Origin of the sequence: Hymenobacter rubidus, assembly GCF_016734815.1 — a bacterium.
In the GTDB taxonomy this organism is placed as follows: domain Bacteria; phylum Bacteroidota; class Bacteroidia; order Cytophagales; family Hymenobacteraceae; genus Hymenobacter; species Hymenobacter rubidus.
On record NZ_JAERQF010000001.1, the window covers coordinates 126,767 to 144,718 of the forward strand.

Annotated in this window: 18 protein-coding genes; 14 read left to right on the top strand and 4 right to left on the bottom strand. The window is 60.9% G+C overall.

Annotated elements, in window-relative coordinates; genetic code table 11:
• Positions 1–174: 174 nt before the first annotated feature.
• Positions 175–444, bottom strand: coding sequence for a type B 50S ribosomal protein L31 (locus JKL48_RS00505; RefSeq protein ID WP_201977305.1), 270 nt, complete (start codon positions 442–444; stop codon positions 175–177).
• Between the two features lie 166 nt (positions 445–610).
• On the opposite strand from JKL48_RS00505, the gene JKL48_RS00510 reads away from it, so the two are divergent.
• From JKL48_RS00510 to JKL48_RS00530, 5 genes are all read left to right on the top strand, one after another.
• Positions 611–1,102 carry a hypothetical protein gene (locus tag JKL48_RS00510; RefSeq protein WP_201977307.1) on the top strand — a complete coding sequence of 164 codons (492 nt, stop codon included), beginning with the start codon at positions 611–613 and terminating at the stop codon, positions 1,100–1,102.
• A 158-nt stretch (positions 1,103–1,260) separates the two neighbouring features.
• Positions 1,261–1,848 carry an RdgB/HAM1 family non-canonical purine NTP pyrophosphatase gene (rdgB, locus tag JKL48_RS00515; RefSeq protein WP_201977309.1) on the top strand — a complete coding sequence of 196 codons (588 nt, stop codon included), beginning with the start codon at positions 1,261–1,263 and terminating at the stop codon, positions 1,846–1,848.
• 176 nt (positions 1,849–2,024) lie between these two features.
• Positions 2,025–2,651, top strand: a complete 627-nt coding sequence (locus JKL48_RS00520) for a uridine kinase family protein (RefSeq protein WP_201977311.1) — start codon at positions 2,025–2,027, stop codon at positions 2,649–2,651.
• Between the two features lie 204 nt (positions 2,652–2,855).
• Positions 2,856–3,248, top strand: coding sequence for a hypothetical protein (locus tag JKL48_RS00525; RefSeq protein WP_201977314.1), 393 nt, complete (start codon positions 2,856–2,858; stop codon positions 3,246–3,248).
• A gap of 148 nt (positions 3,249–3,396) precedes the next feature.
• Complete coding sequence (locus tag JKL48_RS00530; RefSeq protein WP_201977316.1) at positions 3,397–3,858, top strand: DUF4268 domain-containing protein; 462 nt, start codon at positions 3,397–3,399, stop codon at positions 3,856–3,858.
• Between the two features lie 47 nt (positions 3,859–3,905).
• Here JKL48_RS00530 and JKL48_RS00535 read toward each other — a convergent pair whose 3' ends face one another.
• Positions 3,906–4,595, bottom strand: coding sequence for a hypothetical protein (locus tag JKL48_RS00535; protein ID WP_201977317.1), 690 nt, complete (start codon positions 4,593–4,595; stop codon positions 3,906–3,908).
• Between the two features lie 467 nt (positions 4,596–5,062).
• Between JKL48_RS00535 and JKL48_RS00540 the strand changes: the two genes are divergently transcribed.
• From JKL48_RS00540 to JKL48_RS00580, 9 genes are all read left to right on the top strand, one after another.
• A complete protein-coding gene (locus JKL48_RS00540) occupies positions 5,063–6,481 on the top strand; it encodes a T9SS type A sorting domain-containing protein (protein ID WP_201977319.1) in 1,419 nt (472 codons plus the stop codon).
• A gap of 33 nt (positions 6,482–6,514) precedes the next feature.
• Positions 6,515–7,930: a T9SS type A sorting domain-containing protein gene (locus JKL48_RS00545; RefSeq protein ID WP_201977322.1), complete on the top strand. Its 1,416-nt coding sequence runs from the start codon at positions 6,515–6,517 to the stop codon at positions 7,928–7,930.
• A 310-nt stretch (positions 7,931–8,240) separates the two neighbouring features.
• Positions 8,241–8,612: a hypothetical protein gene (locus tag JKL48_RS00550; protein ID WP_201977324.1), complete on the top strand. Its 372-nt coding sequence runs from the start codon at positions 8,241–8,243 to the stop codon at positions 8,610–8,612.
• Positions 8,613–8,765: 153 nt separating this feature from the next.
• The gene (secDF, locus tag JKL48_RS00555; RefSeq protein ID WP_201977325.1) at positions 8,766–11,762 is read left to right on the top strand and encodes a protein translocase subunit SecDF; all 2,997 of its coding nucleotides are present in this window, start codon (positions 8,766–8,768) and stop codon (positions 11,760–11,762) included.
• Between the two features lie 273 nt (positions 11,763–12,035).
• Complete coding sequence (locus tag JKL48_RS00560; protein WP_201977326.1) at positions 12,036–12,650, top strand: RNA polymerase sigma factor; 615 nt, start codon at positions 12,036–12,038, stop codon at positions 12,648–12,650.
• Positions 12,637–14,304, top strand: a complete 1,668-nt coding sequence (locus JKL48_RS00565) for a porin family protein (RefSeq protein WP_201977327.1) — start codon at positions 12,637–12,639, stop codon at positions 14,302–14,304. The genes JKL48_RS00560 and JKL48_RS00565 overlap by 14 nt, the downstream gene beginning before the upstream one ends.
• A 96-nt stretch (positions 14,305–14,400) precedes the next feature.
• Positions 14,401–14,796, top strand: a complete 396-nt coding sequence (locus tag JKL48_RS00570; RefSeq protein ID WP_201977328.1) for a c-type cytochrome — start codon at positions 14,401–14,403, stop codon at positions 14,794–14,796.
• Between the two features lie 18 nt (positions 14,797–14,814).
• Complete coding sequence (locus JKL48_RS00575) at positions 14,815–15,399, top strand: YceI family protein (RefSeq protein ID WP_201977329.1); 585 nt, start codon at positions 14,815–14,817, stop codon at positions 15,397–15,399.
• Positions 15,400–15,429: 30 nt separating this feature from the next.
• Entirely contained in the window at positions 15,430–16,341 is a 912-nt protein-coding gene (locus tag JKL48_RS00580) for a DUF5777 family beta-barrel protein (RefSeq protein ID WP_201977330.1), read from the top strand.
• Between the two features lie 86 nt (positions 16,342–16,427).
• Here JKL48_RS00580 and JKL48_RS00585 read toward each other — a convergent pair whose 3' ends face one another.
• Both JKL48_RS00585 and JKL48_RS00590 read right to left on the bottom strand, forming a co-directional pair.
• A complete protein-coding gene (locus JKL48_RS00585; RefSeq protein WP_201977331.1) occupies positions 16,428–17,030 on the bottom strand; it encodes a NifU family protein in 603 nt (200 codons plus the stop codon).
• A 123-nt stretch (positions 17,031–17,153) separates the two neighbouring features.
• Positions 17,154–17,951: a phosphatase PAP2 family protein gene (locus JKL48_RS00590; protein ID WP_201977333.1), complete on the bottom strand. Its 798-nt coding sequence runs from the start codon at positions 17,949–17,951 to the stop codon at positions 17,154–17,156.
• Position 17,952 lies beyond the last annotated feature (1 nt).

Consider the following 17,952-nt stretch of genomic DNA (forward strand, 5'->3'; position numbering starts at 1 on the left):
TGTCAGTTGGTAGTTGTTTGTTGTCAGCTATGAGCAGGGCCGGGCACCGGCGATATAGCGCACAAAGTTCGGGTTTCCTCAAAAGAAAAACTCCCGGCAGCAAGGCTACCGGGAGCTTTCGATTGTCTTGCCGTCAGTCTAACAACTGACAACGAGCAACTGACAACTAAAAAATTACTGCTTGCCAGCGCTGCTCTGCTCTTTCTTGGCGTAGCGGCTGCGGAATTTCTCCACGCGACCGGCCGTGTCGATGAACATGTTTTTGCCGGTGTAGAAGGGGTGCGAAGCAGAGCTTACTTCGATTTTCACCAGCGGGTACGTTTTGCCGTCTTCCATCGTGATGGTGTCGGTCGGCTTCATCGTGGAGCGGGTGATGAACTTAAAGTCCGAAGAGGAGTCCTGGAATACGACTTCCTGGTACTCGGGGTGGGTGTCCTTTTTCATATCGAGAGGTCGGTTTTACCGGTTGAACCCTGCCGATTTTGCGGAAGGGACTGCAAAAGTACAGCTTAGCTCTGAAATACCCAACTCTGAACCCAACATTTTACCAGTTGCCCGGCTGCGCAAGTCGTGCCGCTGAGCTTGTTGACTTCCCCAAAAGGTTGTACATTTGAATTCGGCCTGCTATTGGGCCGGCCCGTCGCACGTGGTGAAGCCCGTACTCGTCCGCCGTCTACTTGCCCGCTCCGGCCCTGCTGCCTTGCTGCTGGTGCTGTGCAGCATTGTGGTGGCTTATGCCGCCACCCTCACGCTGTTTACGGTGGCCTACGACGGCGCCGCGGTGCGCGTGGAATGGGAAGTGAACACCGAAACCGACGTCAGCAGCTTCGAGCTGGCCCGCAAGGCGGCGTCCGAAACCAGCTTTACGCTCCTGAGCAGCGTAACGGCCAACGGGCAGCGCCGCTACCTGTACACCGACACCAACGTGTACCGCATGCCGGCCGGCAGCAGCACCCCTGCACCAGTCAATGCCGGCGGACCGTTTACCTACCGGCTCACGATTCGCGGGCCCGGCGGCGACCAAAGCTACCTCACCGTTCTGGCCGGCACGCCCAGCGCCGTGCAACGCTCCTGGGGCACCATCAAGTCGATGTTCCGGTAGAACCTGAAAGTGAGGGCCTGTATCTAAAGCACGTCATGCTGAGCGGAGCCGAAGCATCTCTACTGCACTACTAAAATCAATTAGTGACGCGGTAGAGATGCTTCGGCTCTGCTCAGCACGACGTGCTTTTTTTGCATACTAAATACCATTTACCACCCATGCCAACCCAACTCTGTTTTGCCTCTAACAACGCCCACAAGCTCGATGAAATCCGGCCCTTGCTACCAGCCAGCATCGAACTGCTGAGTCTGGCCGACATTGGCTGCCACGAAGAACTGCCCGAAACCCAGGACACCCTGGAAGGCAATGCGCGCCAGAAAGCCGAATACGTGCGCCAGCACTACGGCGTGGCCTGCTTTGCCGACGATACCGGCCTGGAAGTGACGGCCCTTAATGGCGAGCCCGGCGTGTATTCAGCCCGCTACGCCGGCCCCCAGCGCCGCGCCGAAGACAACGTGGCCAAGCTGCTGCACGAGCTGCGCGGAGCGGCCGACCGCTCGGCGCGGTTTCGCACAGTGGTGGCGCTGGCCGGCGCCGATGGCTCCGTGCACGAGTTTGCGGGCGAGGTAGCCGGGCGTATTACCGAAACGGCGAGCGGCACCGGCGGCTTCGGCTACGACCCCATTTTTGTGCCTTTGGAAGGAGACGGCCGCACCTTTGCCGGAATGAGCGGAACCGAAAAAAACCGCATCAGCCACCGGGCGCGGGCGGTGGCCGGGCTGCTGGCGTTTTTGAACAAGGAGTAGTAAACGCCTGTCATCCTCAGCGCAGCGAAGGACCTTCTCACGTTTCCGCTAATGGAATTCACTGCAAACCGTTCAGAAGTGAGCAGGTCCTTCGCTGCGCTCAGGATGACAGACGCCCTAATTCTTCACTGCTCATTCTTCATTCCTCATTAAGCGCAGCGTTACCTTTGCCTGCTATGCACACCCCGTATCTAATTGGCATCACCGGCGGCAGCGCCTCTGGCAAAACCACGTTTCTGCGCCGACTGCTGGCGTCGTTTCCCGAAGAGCAGATTTGCCTCATCTCGCAGGACAATTATTACCACCCCCGCGACAAGCAGCAGCGCGACGAGTTGGGCGTGGAAAACTTCGACCTGCCCGCCAGCATCGACTCGGCGGCGTACGCGGCCGATGTGTTGCGCATCAGCCAGGGCCACGAAGTGCGGCGCACGGAATACACCTTCAACAACGCCGCGGTGACGCCCAAGGAGCTGGTGTTTCGGCCGGCACCCATTGTGGTGGTGGAAGGCATCTTCGTGTTTCACTTCGAAGAAATTGCCAAGCTGCTCGACCTTAAAGTGTACATCGATGCCCAGGAGCACGTGAAGCTGCACCGCCGCATCGTGCGCGACCGCGACGAGCGGGGCTACGACCTCGCCGACGTGCTGTACCGCTACACCCACCACGTGGCGCCCACCTACGAGCGGTTCATTGCCCCCTACAAGCACTACGCCGACCTCGTGATTCCCAATAACCGCCACTTCGAGAAAGGGCTGGAAGTGTTGGTGGGCTTCCTGCAAAGCAAAGTGAGCGCCGAGAAGTAGCCGTTGAAAAAGTTGCCGCGCCACCGCCGAAGCCACGGGAAATAGCACGGAAGGATAAATGAAATAGAAGTTTTAGGTAACTTTATGAAATAGCAGGAAAAACAGATTAACTTGAAGCTCCAATGCGGGACCACCCTTCCCGGAGCCCGGTTTTTGCTCTACCTGCCGCTGCTTTGCCCGCTTCTCACTTTCCGCTCTTTAAACATGAAACGCTCACTTCTACGATTCACTTTATTGGCGCTGGCGGGCGGCATTGGCCTGGCTAGCTGCGACAAAAACGGCCAGGCCGGCGTGCTTCAGCACCCGGCCAGCAACGCGGCCCTGCGCGCGGAGGTGACCCCCGACCAGGCGTATGGGCAGATGTTTGACGCCTCGCTGGGCAAGCTAACCGATACCACCTACCTCATCATCACCAAAGCCGAGCGCGGCAGCGTATTCACGGTACACACCGGGCCGCTGCCCACCGCCGACCACGCCGTGTGCTTTGCCAGCACCAACAACCCCGGCTTTAAGGAGTGCGTGGAAGAATACTTCCACAACGCCGGCGGCGTCGCCATTCAAAGCAATGAGGCAGGCTGGTGGGCCACCCCTTTATAAAGAAGATAAGCGCATCAACAAAAGCAACGCCAGCCCGTCATGCGGAGCTTGTCGAAGCAGCTCTACCGCGTAAGTAATCCAATTACTCTTGCAGTAGAGCTGCTTCGACAAGCTCCGCATGACGGGCTTTTTTCTCCTTTTCCAATTCATGTATAGCAAAGCCGAAGCCGCCCAGCTGCGCCAGGCCTTTTGGACGGCGCTGGGGCAATACATGGCGCCGGTGCCCTCGGCTGAGGGCGAAACCACCAACTGGATTAACTACAAGACGGGCCTCAAAAACGTGTATTTCCGGATGCAGGCCGACATGCGCCAGGCCAGCATCGCCATCGAGCTGACGCATCCGGACGCGGGCATTCGCGAGCTGTTCTGGGAGCAGTTTCTGGAGCTGCGCACGCTGCTCCACGAAATCCTGGGCGAAAAATGGACCTGGGAGGCCGACGCCCTGGACGGCAATGGGCTGCCGCTAAGCCGGATTTACACCGAGCTGAGGCCGGTGAATATGTTCAGCCGGGACGACTGGCCGGCGCTGATTTCGTTCTTCAAGCCCCGCTTGGTGGCGCTGGATGCCTTTTGGGTGGATGCGCAGTATGCGTTTGAGGCGTTGAAGTAGCGAGTAGAGTAGCCGCCGCTGCACGGCTGCCCCACCCGTGGGATTGGCTATGCCAACGGGGGTGTACCGTCGGACGCGCCGCCTTTTTTACCACCGCTGGTTTTGCCCACGCGGCGCGCTTGCTTGTAAGCCGCGTACAGCGTTGGGGTGAGGAAGCGAAATACTTCCATCGGCTTATCCAGCTCATACACCTGTTGCAGGAGGGCCCGCAGCAGGTCGGAAGCCGACTGGTTGCCCTGGCTGCGCTGGTCGATGAGGGTGGCCGTGCTGCGCACCGTGCCCGCGAAAGCCGTGTGCAAGGCCCGCAGCTGGGCCAGCACCGGCGCCGTGAGGGCGTAGGGCGCCAAGTCTTTGACGTGGGTATCGGCGGCGTCGAACAGGGACTTGCTTACGTCGCGCAGCTCCTCGGGCTTCATCTGTTGGAGCTGCTTGGTGCTGAGCGTGGCGTGGGCCAGCAAGGTCGTGTCGCCCGCTTTGGTGGCTACCGAGCGCAGGGGTCCCAGCAGGGCGGGCAGGGCTGCCTGTAGCGCAGCCCGCGCCGTAGTAGCCTGCGCGGTGGTGGGCTTGGTATTGAGGGCGGCGGCGCCCACGGCGGCCGTGACCAGGGCATAGGCGGGGGCAATGTCGGCGGCTTCGGTGGCGGCCACGGCGCTGGCGGCAATGGCCGCCGTGTTGTCGGCCAGGAACTGGACCAGCACGGTGGTCATGGCGTATTGTTTCTCCTCGCGAGCATCCATAAAAACAAAATGGGTAGAAAAATGACACCGGCCGAATACCGGACGGCCCTCAAGGTTACTGCTTTTTCGGCGGTTCAGCAGGGCGAAATACCTTTTTGTTAAAAAATTATCTCGCGTAGTGAATATTCAATAAACACGTATACATTTGGCTCACTGGCTTGCGCCTCCTTCCGCCACCGCAGCCAGCATTCCGGGCACCTTCTGGGCCCGCCGTTGTCCTGAGTTTCTCTACCGAACTTCTGGCTATCTGCCCGTAGCAGGTTCCTTGGTGTTCGTGCCCTTGCTTGCACGCTGCCCGTCGGCTTCCGACTCGTAACGTTTTCTTTTCCGGGCTGCTATTGTGCCGTTTTCGGGCTTATCCGAGACCGGACTATACGTGCGCGCTGCGTTCGTAATTCTCAGGTGCTTTTGGTGGGCTTTTGCTTGCGCAGGCTTCCTATTGCCCTTTCACTTTCAGGTCTACTTCTATGACGACACGCTATTCATTCCTATTTCTGTTAGCAGTGCTCGGTAGTCTGCTGTTGGGTAATACCCCTTCTGCCCGCGCCCAGTTCCTGTGGCAGCGGGCCATCGGCACGGCCACGCGCGACGAAACGGCCGAATTCATGGTGCCCGTGGCCGGCGGCTTTGTCACGCTGGGCAAGTACAGCTCGCTGAGCTCCAACGCCACGGGCCTGTTCCTGACCAAGGTCAACTACCGGGGCGACACCATCTGGACCAAGCGCCAGGACCTGCCCCACGCCGGCGTCCTCTACCCCCGCGGCCTCATCGTGGACGCGGCCGGCAACCTGGTGGCCTCCGTCATCTCTTCCCCGCCGCCGCCCTCCCTTTCCTCCCCCTCCTTGCCGTTGCAGGGCCAGTTGGTAAAGTTCACCCCCACCGGCGACACGCTCTGGACCCGCTTGGTGCCCAGTTCCGGACCCAACGAGAGCACGCTCACCGTCCTGGTGTTGGGCAACGACGGCTCCTACGTGGCCATCGGCGAGTTGTCCACCCTGCCCGCCCTGTTCAAGTTCTCGCCCGCCGGGGCCTTGCTCTGGACCCAAATCGTGTTCTACGACAACGCCCGCAACGGCTACCTGCAAAACCTAGTCGCCGTGCCCACCGGGTACCTGCTGTTTGCGTCTTCCAACACCAACCTGCGCGGTAAATACATCCTCGTCGACGAGCAGGGCGCTTTCCAACGGGAACGGCTGGCCACCTTCTATGGCCCCTCCCGGCTGGAACGCGACTCGCAAGGCAATGTTTTCGCCCTCGGGGGGGGCCTGACCAAGCTCACGGCCCAGGGCGATTCCGTCTGGACCCGCTCCTACCAACAATTCGGCGTACTGCTGGCCCCAACCCGGCTGGTGGAGTTGCCCGGCAGCCGCTACCTGCTAGCCGGCCAGCGCTACAACGGCCCCACGCGGGATGTGGGCCTGGCCGTGGTCGACCGCAACGGCGCGCTCTTGCGCGACACGCTCTTGGTGCGCTACAACAGCGACGAGAACGTGGCTGGCGTGGGCCTCACGCCGGCCGGGGACTACGTCGTGGCCTACGGGGCCAGCCAGGGGCCCATCGGCCGGGCCGACCAGATGCTGTTTGCCTACCGCAATTGGAACCGGCTGCTGCCCGCCGCCACCCGCGCATCGGCCCTCACCGCTCAGCTAGCGGCCTACCCCAATCCAACCGCCGACGCCGTGACGCTTGAAGCAGCCGATGGGCACCCGCTCACCGGCCACTGGACGCTCTACGATATGGTGGGCCGAGCGGTGCAAACCGGCGTGCTGCCGGGCGTGGCCCGCCCCCGGATTTCGCTGGCGGAGCAGCCCGCCGGCCTCTACCTGCTGCGCCTGACGGATACTCAACGCCAGACCACGCAAACCCTGCGCTTGGAAAAGGCTTAACCGCTGCTGTTTCTCTTCATTTCCCCCTGCTTTATGAAATTGTTTTACCTCTTTTTCCTGGCGCTTGGCCTGCTGCTGGGCCGCGCTACGCCCGCCCGCGCCCAGTTCCTGTGGCAGCGGCTCATCGGTAAGGCTACGGCTAACGAAACGGGTGAATACATGATACCTGTGGCTGGCGGCTTTGTTACGCTCGGTACAGCCAGTAGCGCGACAGCATCCGCCAATGCAGCGCTATACTTGAGCAAAGTCAATTATCGTGGTGATACGGTTTGGACTAAGCGTTGGACCTTTCGCCAAGTCGACATTATTTACCCGAAAGGCCTGATTGAGGATGCCACCGGTAATCTAGTCGTGTGTGCAAATACACTAGCTCCGCTAGCTACGCCCACTTCCCCGATTCCACCGAATCAAGGCTTGTTGGTCAAACTCACGGCCACGGGCGATACTTTGTGGACACGCACCCTGCCTAGTTCCGGCCCCAACTCCAGCGGGTTCCTGAGTCTGGTATTGGGCAACAACGGCAGCTACGTGGCCGTGGGAGAGTACGCAACGCTACCTGTTTTGGTCAAATATTCGCCGGCCGGGGCCTTACTATTGAACTTGTCCATTCCCTACAGTAGTACAATTCAAGGCTATTTGCAAAATATAGTGGCCGTGCCGAATGGCTATTTATTACTCTGCCCGCCCAGTAGTGGCAATCTGCCCTGCAAGTACATTACGGTTGATGAGCAAGGTATATACCAAGGCGAACGGCTCGGTGGGCGGGTGCCTTCTTATCAGTTGCAACGCGACTCCCAGGGCAACATCTTGACTGCCGGGGTGTTCGGGGTGACCAAACTCACACCTATTGGCGATACCATCTGGAGCCATACTTACCGACGAAGCAACCGCACGGTAGATGTTAAGCGACTGGTAGAAACACCGGCGGGCAACTATCTTGTAGCCGGGACGCGCAACAATGGCATTGATAACGATATTGACCTGATTCTGGTCGACCACAACGGCCTCCAGCTCCGCGATACGCTGCTGGTCCGCTTTCAAAGCGAGGAAAACGTAGCTGGAGTGGCACTGACCCCAGTGGGTGATTACGTGATAGCCGGTGGTACGAACAGTGGCCAGAACGGCCGGCCGGACCAACTTGTATTTGCCCTGCGCAACTGGAGCCGGTTCTTACCTACCGCTACCCGCCAGCCAGCTATACCTGACCTACTCGCCGCCTACCCCAACCCTACTACTGACGCGGCAACGCTTGAAGCAGCCGATGGGCACCCGCTCACTGGAAACTGGACGCTCTACGATATCGTGGGCCGAGCGGTGCAAAAGGGAATGCTGCCGGGCGTGGCCCGCCCCCGGATTTCGATAGCGGAGCAGCCCGCCGGCCTCTACTTGCTGCGCCTGACGGATGCGCAACGCCACACCACGCAAACCCTGCGTCTGGAAAAGAAATAGTTTCTTTCCCAAAACGGCAAGGGCCGTATTTACGGCCACGCATCAAGTTCACACGCTTACCTCTCCGGTGCACACCATTGCAAGTTGCATTGAGCAAGCTGCAAGGTCGTTTTTTACGCTTGCAACTCCGGTTGGAAAGCCGGCGACTGTGCCTGGGAGCGGTGCGACCTGCTGTGAGCCGGTTGCAACCTCGGTTTGTACGCCTGCAAGCTGAATGTAGCGGCTGGCAACCGTCCTCTGTAATGGCGATGCCAAAGGCCTTGCGCCCATCCCAGCCAAAATGGTATCTTTGCAGACCCCGTTTGCACCCATGTCGCTTCTGCTCTCCCGTTTTTGGTTTTCGCTCCGCTTTGCCCTGCTCGCCGCTACGGTGCTGCTGGTGCTGGGCCTGAACCAGCGCGCCGTGAGTGTATTGCGGCCCGTGGGCCGGGGCGAAACCCGCCTGAACCTGCCCACCCGCGCCACGGTGGTGAAGCAAAAAGTACTGCTAGAAGCCACCACGGCCCTCGACCACTTTGTGGCGCCGCCCGCCGTGGCCTGGCTGCCGGCCGCCGTGCCGGCCCTGTGGCTGCCCGCCCTGCGCCGGGCACTGGCCGTGCCACGCCCCCGCGCCGGGGTGCGCGCCGGCGAAATATTCCGGGCGCGGCTGCTGGCCGTGGCGCTGTCGCCGCAGGCACCCTAGTTTTCAATGAGCAATGGGCAATGAACAATGAGTACTAGGCAGCGCTGCCTAGTGGCTCTGGTTCGGCGTCGGTTGCTCTTTTCGGCTTTCGGGCAGTTCTTACCGCCCACCCCCTCATTGTTCATTGCTCATTGTTAATTACTAATTGAATTCATGCGTAACAAAGGACTAATCATTGCGCTTACCGTCGTCGTTACGGCGTTGTGTGCGTATTTCCTCTTCTTCACCTACGTCTCGCGCGGGGTGCAGCAGAAAGCCGTGGCGTATGCCACGCACAACGGCAAGCTCAACGAAACCCAACGCCAGCACTACCTCGACTCGGTGTGGCGCGCGCCCGTGTTCGGGCCCTTCACCTACCGCGAGGTGCGCCAGAGCGAGCTGGGCCTCGGCCTCGACCTGAAAGGCGGCATGCATGTGACCCTGGAAGTTTCGCCGGTAGAAATTGTGCGCGCCATGAGCGGCAACAGCAAAGACCCGGCCTTCAACAAGTCGTTGGAGCAAGCGCAGGAAGCCCAGAAAGTGAATTCGGGCACGCCGTTTACGGCCCTGTTTGCCCAGGCCTACCAGCAGAATGCGCCCGGCAAACCGCTGGCCACCATCTTCGCCAACACCACCAACAAGAGCCGCGGCATCAACATCAACTCCTCCAATGAGAAGGTCATTGCTTCTATTGACAAGGAAGTGGAAGAAGCCATCGACCGCTCGTTCAACATCCTGCGCACCCGCGTCGATAAGTTTGGTGTGAACCAGCCCAGCATTCAGCGCGTGAAGGGCACCGGCCGCCTGCAGATTGAACTGCCCGGCGTGGACAATCCCGACCGTGTGCGCAAGCTGCTGCAAGGCCAGGCCAAGCTGGAGTTCTGGGAAGTGTGGAACCAGAACGAAGTAGGCCCCTACCTGGTGGCCCTCGACAAGCAGCTGCAAGCCAAGGAAGCCGCGGCCAAAACCGGCGCCACGGCCGCTACCACCGCCACCGATACCACCGCCACGGCCGCCGCCGCTGGCGACTCGACTTCGCTGGCTGCCCAGCTGGCCAAGAAAACCAAAGCCGGCAAAACGGCCGCCGATTCGTCGGCTACCGCCAACAAGGCCGGGGTACTGGCCAAGCTCTTCACCATGCCCGGCCGCCTGGGCGTGAACCTGCGCGACACCGCCCGCATGAACACCATTCTGCGCTCGGCCGAAGCCAAAGCCTCCCTGCCCCCCACCCTGGCCCTGCTGTGGAGCCTGAAACCGACTACCATCGACAAGCAAGAGTACCTGGAGCTGATTCCGGTGCGCAAAACCCGCGACGGCGTGCCCCCGCTGGGCGGCGAAGTGGTGAGCGACGCCCGCTCCGACATTGGCCCCAACGGCCAGCCCGAAGTACTGATGAACATGACGCCTTCGGGCTCGCGCAAGTGGCAAAAAATGACGGCTGCCAACATCGGCAAGCAGGTGGCCATGGTGCTCGACGACTACGTGTGCTCGGCCCCGGTGGTGCAGAGCGAGATTTCGGGTGGCGGCACCAGCATCACGGGCAGCTTCCAGCTGGAAGACACCGAAGACCTGGCCAACCAGCTGAAAGCCGGTAAGCTGCCCGCTCCCACGCGCATTGTGGAAGAAGCCGTGGTGGGTCCGTCGCTGGGCAAGGAGGCTATCAACCAAGGCCTGTACTCGTCGCTGGCCGGCCTCGTCATCATCATGATTTTCATGGCCGCCTACTACGGCCGCGCCGGTATCGTGGCCGACATTGCCCTGCTCTTCAACATGTTCCTGATTCTGGGCGTGCTGGCGCAGTTCGGCACGGCGCTCACGCTGCCCGGCATTGCCGGCCTGATTCTGGTAATCGGCTCGTCGGTGGATGCCAACGTGTTGATTTTCGAGCGAATCCGGGAAGAGCTGAGCCACGGGCTGAGCCTGCCCGACGCCATTAACAAGGGTTACTCGCGCGCTTTCTCGGCCATCTTCGACTCGAACGTGACCACCATGCTGATTGCCGTGATTCTGGGCTTCTTCGGCACGGGCCCGGTCCAAAACTTCGCCATCACGCTGGGCATCGGCGTGCTGACATCGTTCCTGTCGGCCGTGTACGTGTCGCGTCTCATCATCGAGTGGATGGTGAAGGGCAACGAGAACCACCCGATGACCTTCAACACGGCCATCTCGCGCAACCTGTTCAAGAACCTGAGCTTCGACATTGTGGGCAAGCGCAAAATCGCCTACGCTTTCTCGGCCTTCTTCATCATCGTGGGCTTCGTGCTGATGTTTGTGCAGGGCGGCCCCAACCTGGGCGTTGACTTCAAAGGCGGCCGGGCCTACGTGGTCGACTTCAACAAGCCGATGGTGGCTTCCGACGTCCGCACGGCCCTGGAGCCGGTTTTCAAAGGCGCTGGCTTGGAAGTGAAGCAGTTTGGTGCCCCCACCCGCCTGCGCGTGACGACCAGCTACCTGGCCGAGGACGAGAGCACGGCGGCCGACAAGCAAGTGCGCGACGCCCTGGATGCGGGCCTGCAAAAGTTCTCATCGGCGGCCCCAACGGTGCCTTCGGCTTCGAAAGTAGGCGCCACCATTGCCGACGACATCAAGCGGACATCGGTGCTGTCGCTGGGTCTCACGCTGCTGGGCATCTTCGTCTACGTGTTGTTCCGCTTCGAGAAGTGGCAGTATTCAATGGCGGCCGTGGTAGCCCTGTTCCACGATGCGCTGCTGGTTATTGCGGCCTTCCCGATTGCCCGCCTCTTCGGGCTGAACTACGAAATGGACCAGATTTTCGTGGCCGCCGTGCTCACGGTTATCGGCTTCTCGATGAACGACACGGTGGTTATTTACGACCGGATTCGCGAGTACCTGCGCGAGAACCCCAAGCTGACCTTCGCCCAAGTGGTGAACCCGGCCCTGAACTCGACCTTCTCGCGCACCATGATTACGTTCACCACGGTGTTCTTGGTGGTGCTCGTGCTTTACATCTTCGGCGGGGAAACGTTGCGCTCGTTCTCCTTCGCCATGATTATCGGGGTGATTTTCGGCACGTATTCGTCGCTGTTCATCGCTACCCCGATTATCCTCGACACCTACGGCAAAAAAGAGGAGCGCGAGCGCCTTGCCGCCGGTGAGGACGTGAGTGGCCTGCCCGGCGACGCGCCCAAGCTGAGCACGGCTACGGTTTAGTCTGAACCGCAGATGTAACGGATTTGACGGATTGAACTGATTCGAGCATTATCTGGTCGCGTTCAATTTGTGTAGCAATGAAAAGGCCGCCCGATGGGCGGCCTTTTTTTGTGCTTGCTGCCGCAGGAATGAATCAGGAAACTGCTCGGAAACAGGTCTGATATGCTTGAATCGGTTTAGTCCGTTAAATCCGTTACATCTGCGGTTCAGACGGGAGGCAACCTTTTTTTGCTACCTTCCGAGTGGTCTTCAGAAGCCTGCCAACCGCCGCATATGCTGCACGTCTCCCCACCTCATGCTGCCCCGTCTTCGCTGCTGGAAGTGCTGGCCGCCTGTGTCCGGCAAGACCGGCTGGCCCAGCGCCGCCTGTATGGCCAGTTTCACGGCTTCGCAATGGGCATTTGCCTGCGCTATGCCCGCGACCGCGACCAGGCGTTGGAAGCAGCCAACGATGGTTTCCTGAAAGTATTCCGCGACATCTACCGCTTCGATGCGGCCCGCCACCCCGAGGACGTATTGGGCTCGTTCCGGGGCTGGCTCAAGCGCATCATGATTCACACGGCCATTGACCACTACCGCGCCAACGAGCGCCACCAGCACCAGCAGGAGCTCGACGACGTGACCTTGAACCAAGCCGACCAAGCCGCCACGCCCCTCGACACGCTGAGCTACGACGAGCTGCTGAGCCTGGTGCAGCGCCTGCCCCCGGCTTACCGGGCGGTATTCAACTTGGCCGTGATTGATGGGTTCGGCCACGAGGAAATCGCGGAGCAGCTGCACATTTCGGTCGGCACTTCGAAATCAAATTTATTTAAAGCCCGGGCCCACCTACGCACGATGCTGGCCCACGCTACTATGTCAGAAAAAGCCCGCTATGTGGTCAGATAACGATATTGATAACGCGTTTCAGCGGCTAAACCCGCCGGAACCGGAACCCACGCCTTTTCCGCTGGATGCCTGGCTGCGCCTGGAAACCCAACTGGACAAGGCGGTGATTGAGCGCGCCGTGCGGCGGCGGCTGTGGAAGTTTTTTGCGGCCGAATTGGTCATAGTGGCCATGCTGGGGCTGGGTTGGCTCCTGTGGCATGTGGGCACCGTCGCGCCGGGCATCAATAAAACCACCGTCGCCACTGGCCCAGCGGCGCGTCTTACCCCATTCAATTCCACAACGACGGCCACTCACGCAACGGCCACTCACGCAACGGCCGCAGGTGCCGCAGCTTCGATTCCTCATTCGGTCGGCGCAGCCAGGGTGCCGGCGGCCGTTCCGGCATCGGCCACCGCTGGTGATGCAGGCGTTTCATCCTCCGCTTCATCGGCCTTGGCCGGTTCCAAAGCTGCCATTGCAACGCCAGCAGCGGCCGGGGCGCGGGCCCGAAAGCCTTTGCCAACGGCACCAGTGCTGGCGGCCCTTGCTGCGAACAAACGGGTAATTCGGAATCAAAAAAGCTCGCAACCGCTTGAAAACAAGCACAGTGTTTGTACCCTGACTACGGCTGAAAACACGGCGGTTGCGGCACTTGCGGCACCACGCGCCCGACGCGCTAAAACGGCGCACAACCCCACAGAAGGCACTTACACTACGCGCAGCAAGTCCGTCGCTGAAACAACTGTCGCCGACGGTGATGCCGAAGCGAGAGCCAAAGAAACCCGCGCCGCGGGCCGGCGTTTTACCCACTCGTCGACTTCAGTGCTGGCACGCCGGCATCCTGCCAAGACCACAGCCCAATCCCGCCCAGCCGACTCGGCTCCGGTTCAGCAGTCGGCCATTGGGCAGGCCGCCTCGGCGGACGAAACCCTGACGCCACGCACCATCACAACGGACCTTTCCATCCTGACTCCGCGCCTGGCCGCTCTGCCAGCCGCTGAGTTGCGGCCCTTGCCGGCTCCGCTGGCTTTGGTTGCTGTGGATGATGCCCCCGTTAAGCCACAGCAAGCAGTTTCTGCCCGGCAGCCCCGCTTCTACCTTGGGCTGGTGGCCGCGCCCGATGTAAGCACGGTGAAATTTGCCTACGTGGAAAGCCCCATGCCCAACGTGGGCCTGACGCTGGAATACCGCGTGACCGACCGCCTGCGCCTCAACACCGGCCTGCTGCGCTCGACCAAACAGTACAAGGCCCGCCGGGCCGACTATGACTTCGGCGCTTACAGCACCTACCTCACCCACCGCTATTTCGACAGCGTGGACGGCACCTGCACCGTACTTGACGTGCCCTTGAACCTGCGCTATGATTTTTTAATCCGGCCGCACTATCGGCTCTACGGCAGCGCCGGCCTGTCGTCCTTTTTCATGCAGCGCGAGGATTACTCCTACGCTTACGTGGAGTATAACAAGCCCGGCTATTGGGAAGGCGAAGTGCTGAATGCCAACCGGCACTACCTCAGCATTCTCAACCTGTCGGCGGGCTATGAGCGCGCCCTTGGCGCCCGCTGGAGCGTGCTGGCCGAGCCTTATTTCAAGCTGCCCTTGACCGGGGTAGGAACCGGCAAACTGAAGCTGACCAGCGCCGGGGTATTTCTGGGGGTGAAATACGGCTTCTAGCTCCTGGCCAGCCCCGGCACCTTGTATCTTACCGGCCTTGGGCTGGGCCCAGGCGCACTGTTTTTTATGTTTTCACGCTTTTTGCCACCGTTCGCCATGCCCGTTATCGCTCCTTTTTCTGCATTCATCCGGCCGGCGCTCTTGGGCGCGGCGTCCTTGTTGCTGGGCCTGGCGGCCAGCTGCACCTATTCGCACGGCGAGCCCGAGCCGACCTGCACTGCCTCCACCCAAACTATCACCTACGCCAGCGTCATCTCCCCCATTTTTGATGCGAACTGCCGCGAGTGCCACGCCAGCACGGTGGCCAATACCCTGGGCGGCGGCAACGACTTCAGCACGTACCAAAGCCTGAAGAACTACCCTTCGGCCACCATTCTCGGGTGCATCAAGCACACGGCCGGCTACCCCGAAATGCCCCAGGGCAAACCCAAGCTTTCCGACTGCGACATTGAGCGCATTCAGCGGTGGATAGACGAGGGCCGACCCCAGTAACCACTTCTTCCACCAGCTATGAACCGTTCGCTTTCTTTCCTGCTGCCCGCGGCGCTGCTGCTCGCGGCACTGGGGCAGGCCTCTGCGCAGAATAAATACATGACCAAGACGGGGCAGGTATCGTTTTTTTCGTCCAGCCCCATCGAGGACATCGAGGCCAAAAACCAGCAGGTGGCGGCCGTGCTCGATTTTGGAACTGGTCAGCTGGCGTTTTCGGTGCCCATCAAGGCTTTTGTGTTCAAGCGCACGCTCATGCAGGAACACTTCAACGAAAACTACCTGGAGTCGGATAAATTTCCGAAAGCCACCTTTGCCGGGCGCTTCAATGGGTGCGATGCGGCCATGCTGGCCACGGCCGGCCCCCACAACGTGCAGGTAGAAGGCGACCTGACCCTGCACGGCGTGACGCACCACGTGCAGGTGCCCGCCAGCGTGGAACTGAAAAGCGGCCAGCTGCTGGCCTTTGCCACGTTTCCCGTAGCCTCGGCCGACTACAACATTGAGATTCCGCTGCTGGTGCGCAACAACATTGCTAAAATTGTGACCGTGCGCGTGGCCCTTGCCTGCGCGCCCGTAGCGGGCGCCGCTTCGCCCGGCCGCTGATTTTCTTTTGTCTGCTTTATCCGTTTTCTTATGCGCTACACCTACTCTGCACCGCTGTTTGCGGGCTTGCTGGGGGGGCTACTGGCCCTGGCAACCCCTGCCCACGCCCAAACCGACTTACTGAACGACCTCGAAAAGCAAACGGCCGACTCCACCAAGCGCGAGCCGGTGGCCGCCACCTTCAAGGGCACGCACATCATCAATTCGCAGTCGGTGGAGACGCCGGGCGAGGGCACGCTGGCCTTCCTCATCCAGCACCGCTTTGGCACCCTGAACAGCGGCGCCTACAACTTTTTCGGCCTCGACCAGGCCGTGCTGCGTCTCAGCTTCGAGTACGGCATCACCAGCCGGCTGGCCGTGGGCGTGGGCCGCAGCTCGCAGGAAAAAACCTTCGACGGCTTTGTAAAATACCGCGCCTTGCAGCAAACCAGCGGCGCGCACCCCATGCCGGTTTCGGTCACGTTGTTTGCCTCGTCGGCCATCACTACGCTCAAGTTTGGCACCGCCACGCAGGAGCGCAACACCTCTTCCCGCCTCGACTATGCCTACCAGGTGCTTGTGGCGCGCAAATTCAGCCCCAGCCTCTCGGTGCAGCTGATGCCCACGCTCATCCACCGCAACTACACGCCGCTGGCCGGCATGCAAAACGACGTGTACGCCATCGGCGCGGGCCTGCGCCAAAAGCTCACCAAGCGCATTGCCCTCACCGCCGATTATTTCTACCTGCTGCCCGGCTACGCCGCCGACCACTACACCAATGCCCTCGGTCTGGGCGTCGACATCGAAACCGGTGGCCACGTGTTCCAGCTGCACTTCACCAATTCCAGCGGCATGGTGGAGAAATTCTTCGTGCCCCAAACCACCGGCAATTTCTTTAAGGGCGACATTTACTTCGGCTTCACCGTGGCAAGGAATTTCACCGTAAAGTCGCAGCTGAAATGAGTTAGAAGCGGAGCGTCAGACGCTAAAAAGGCCCGTTGGACAATTCCAACGGGCCTTTTTAGCGTCTGACGCTCCGCTTCTAAGGGCTAGGCTAGTATGCCTTCGGCCACAACGCTTTGCACTTCGGGCACCATGCGCTTGAGCAGGTTTTCGATGCCTGACTTCAGCGTCACGGTGGCCGAAGGACAGCCGGAGCACGAGCCTTGCAGGTTCACGGTCACGATGCCTTCGTGGTAGCTTTTGAAGGTGATGTTGCCGCCGTCCTGCTCCACGGCGGGGCGCACGTAGTTATCGAGCAGGTCGATGACTTTCTGGGCAATCTGGCCTTCCTGCTGGGTGGGGTCGCCGGCAGTGGCGGCCTGGGCGGCCTTTTGCTCGGCGGCAGGGTCGACCAGGAAAATGGGGCCGCCGGCCTCCACGTAGCTTTTCAGGAACTGGCGCAGCTCGGGGATGAGCTGCGTCCAGCCCAGCTCGGGGCGGGTTTTGGTGACGGTCACGAAGTTCTGGGCAATGAACACGCGGCCCACGTAGTCGAAGTTGAACAGCTCCTGCACCAGGGGCGAGTTAGAAGCGGCCTCCACGTTGGGGTAGTCCACGCTCACGCCATCGGCCAGCAGGTTTTGGTTGAGGACAAATTTCATGCTCTCCGGATTGGGAGAGGCTTCGGCGTAAATGGAAATTGCAGCCATGGCTTAGGTGGTTTACTATCAGGGGAAAGCGGGCACGGTGCCCGCGGGTGCAAAGGTACAACCGCAATGGGGCCGCAGAGGTTGCAAAGGTACCGTGCCAGCAGTGGTACCAGGTAAGCGGGCCTAGCGACGTGGCTGCCAGCTCAGGCGCACCCCCGAGGTGCCGCCCGGCCAGCAGGCCGGCGCCAGGCGCCAGCCCAAAGCCGGGCCGTTGGGCAGGCGGCCCCAGCGGTTGCGGTGGGTGAGGTAGGCCAGATGCGCCGCCAAAATGCCAAAGCCCGCGCCCGCAAACACGTCGGACTCCCAGTGCTTGTTGTTGAGCACCCGCAGCACGGCCACGCTGCTGGCCAGGCCGTAGGCCCCGACGCCGTACCAACGGCTCTTATCCCGCAGCTCCAAATCGACGATGCTGGCCGCAAGGAAGGCCTGCGCGGCATGGTCGGAAGGAAACGAATGGTCGTCTTTGCCGCTGGGTCGCTCTACGTGGGTGGTATACTTGAGCCCAAACACGGCGGCATTGAGCACAATTTCGGCCTTGGCCAGCAGCAGTGCCGTGTTCAACGCATCGTGGCGGGGCCGAACTCCGGCCAGCTCGGCGCCCGCCAGGCCCAGGTAGGAAACGTAGCCGAGGTAATTGTCGATGGGGAGATGAAAGTTCGGAAAAGCCCGCTGTGCATCGGCTTGGGCTTGGTAAGAACTATAGAAACCGTGTTCGTGCAGCGTGCTGATGCCGTAGCCGACGAGCACTGCGGGCACAGCCAGTGCCTGCACTGCCGGCCGACGAAAAAAACCGCGTCGGGTCGGATTGCCCGTCACAGTATCGGGCCGGGCTGGCACGGGCAGTGCCTGGGCTTGGGCCCAACCCGGCTGCCCCGCGTGGAGCAGCGCCCCGAAAAGCCCCCAAGACAGTAAGCGACGCATA

Bases quoted from the DNA above. Each gene is read 5' to 3' on its own strand.
- JKL48_RS00585 (WP_201977331.1), bottom strand. From the start codon at position 17,030: ATGGCTGCAATTTCCATTTACGCCGAAGCCTCTCCCAATCCGGAGAGC.
- JKL48_RS00520 (WP_201977311.1), top strand. From the start codon at position 2,025: ATGCACACCCCGTATCTAATTGGCATCACCGGCGGCAGCGCCTCTGGC.
- JKL48_RS00560 (WP_201977326.1), top strand. From the start codon at position 12,036: ATGCTGCACGTCTCCCCACCTCATGCTGCCCCGTCTTCGCTGCTGGAA.
- rdgB (WP_201977309.1), top strand. From the start codon at position 1,261: ATGCCAACCCAACTCTGTTTTGCCTCTAACAACGCCCACAAGCTCGAT.
- JKL48_RS00505 (WP_201977305.1), bottom strand. From the start codon at position 444: ATGAAAAAGGACACCCACCCCGAGTACCAGGAAGTCGTATTCCAGGAC.
- secDF (WP_201977325.1), top strand. From the start codon at position 8,766: ATGCGTAACAAAGGACTAATCATTGCGCTTACCGTCGTCGTTACGGCG.
- JKL48_RS00590 (WP_201977333.1), bottom strand. From the start codon at position 17,951: ATGCGTCGCTTACTGTCTTGGGGGCTTTTCGGGGCGCTGCTCCACGCG.
- JKL48_RS00570 (WP_201977328.1), top strand. From the start codon at position 14,401: ATGCCCGTTATCGCTCCTTTTTCTGCATTCATCCGGCCGGCGCTCTTG.
- JKL48_RS00530 (WP_201977316.1), top strand. From the start codon at position 3,397: ATGTATAGCAAAGCCGAAGCCGCCCAGCTGCGCCAGGCCTTTTGGACG.
- JKL48_RS00575 (WP_201977329.1), top strand. From the start codon at position 14,815: ATGAACCGTTCGCTTTCTTTCCTGCTGCCCGCGGCGCTGCTGCTCGCG.
- JKL48_RS00540 (WP_201977319.1), top strand. From the start codon at position 5,063: ATGACGACACGCTATTCATTCCTATTTCTGTTAGCAGTGCTCGGTAGT.
- JKL48_RS00535 (WP_201977317.1), bottom strand. From the start codon at position 4,595: ATGGATGCTCGCGAGGAGAAACAATACGCCATGACCACCGTGCTGGTC.
- JKL48_RS00525 (WP_201977314.1), top strand. From the start codon at position 2,856: ATGAAACGCTCACTTCTACGATTCACTTTATTGGCGCTGGCGGGCGGC.
- JKL48_RS00580 (WP_201977330.1), top strand. From the start codon at position 15,430: ATGCGCTACACCTACTCTGCACCGCTGTTTGCGGGCTTGCTGGGGGGG.
- JKL48_RS00550 (WP_201977324.1), top strand. From the start codon at position 8,241: ATGTCGCTTCTGCTCTCCCGTTTTTGGTTTTCGCTCCGCTTTGCCCTG.
- JKL48_RS00545 (WP_201977322.1), top strand. From the start codon at position 6,515: ATGAAATTGTTTTACCTCTTTTTCCTGGCGCTTGGCCTGCTGCTGGGC.
- JKL48_RS00565 (WP_201977327.1), top strand. From the start codon at position 12,637: ATGTGGTCAGATAACGATATTGATAACGCGTTTCAGCGGCTAAACCCG.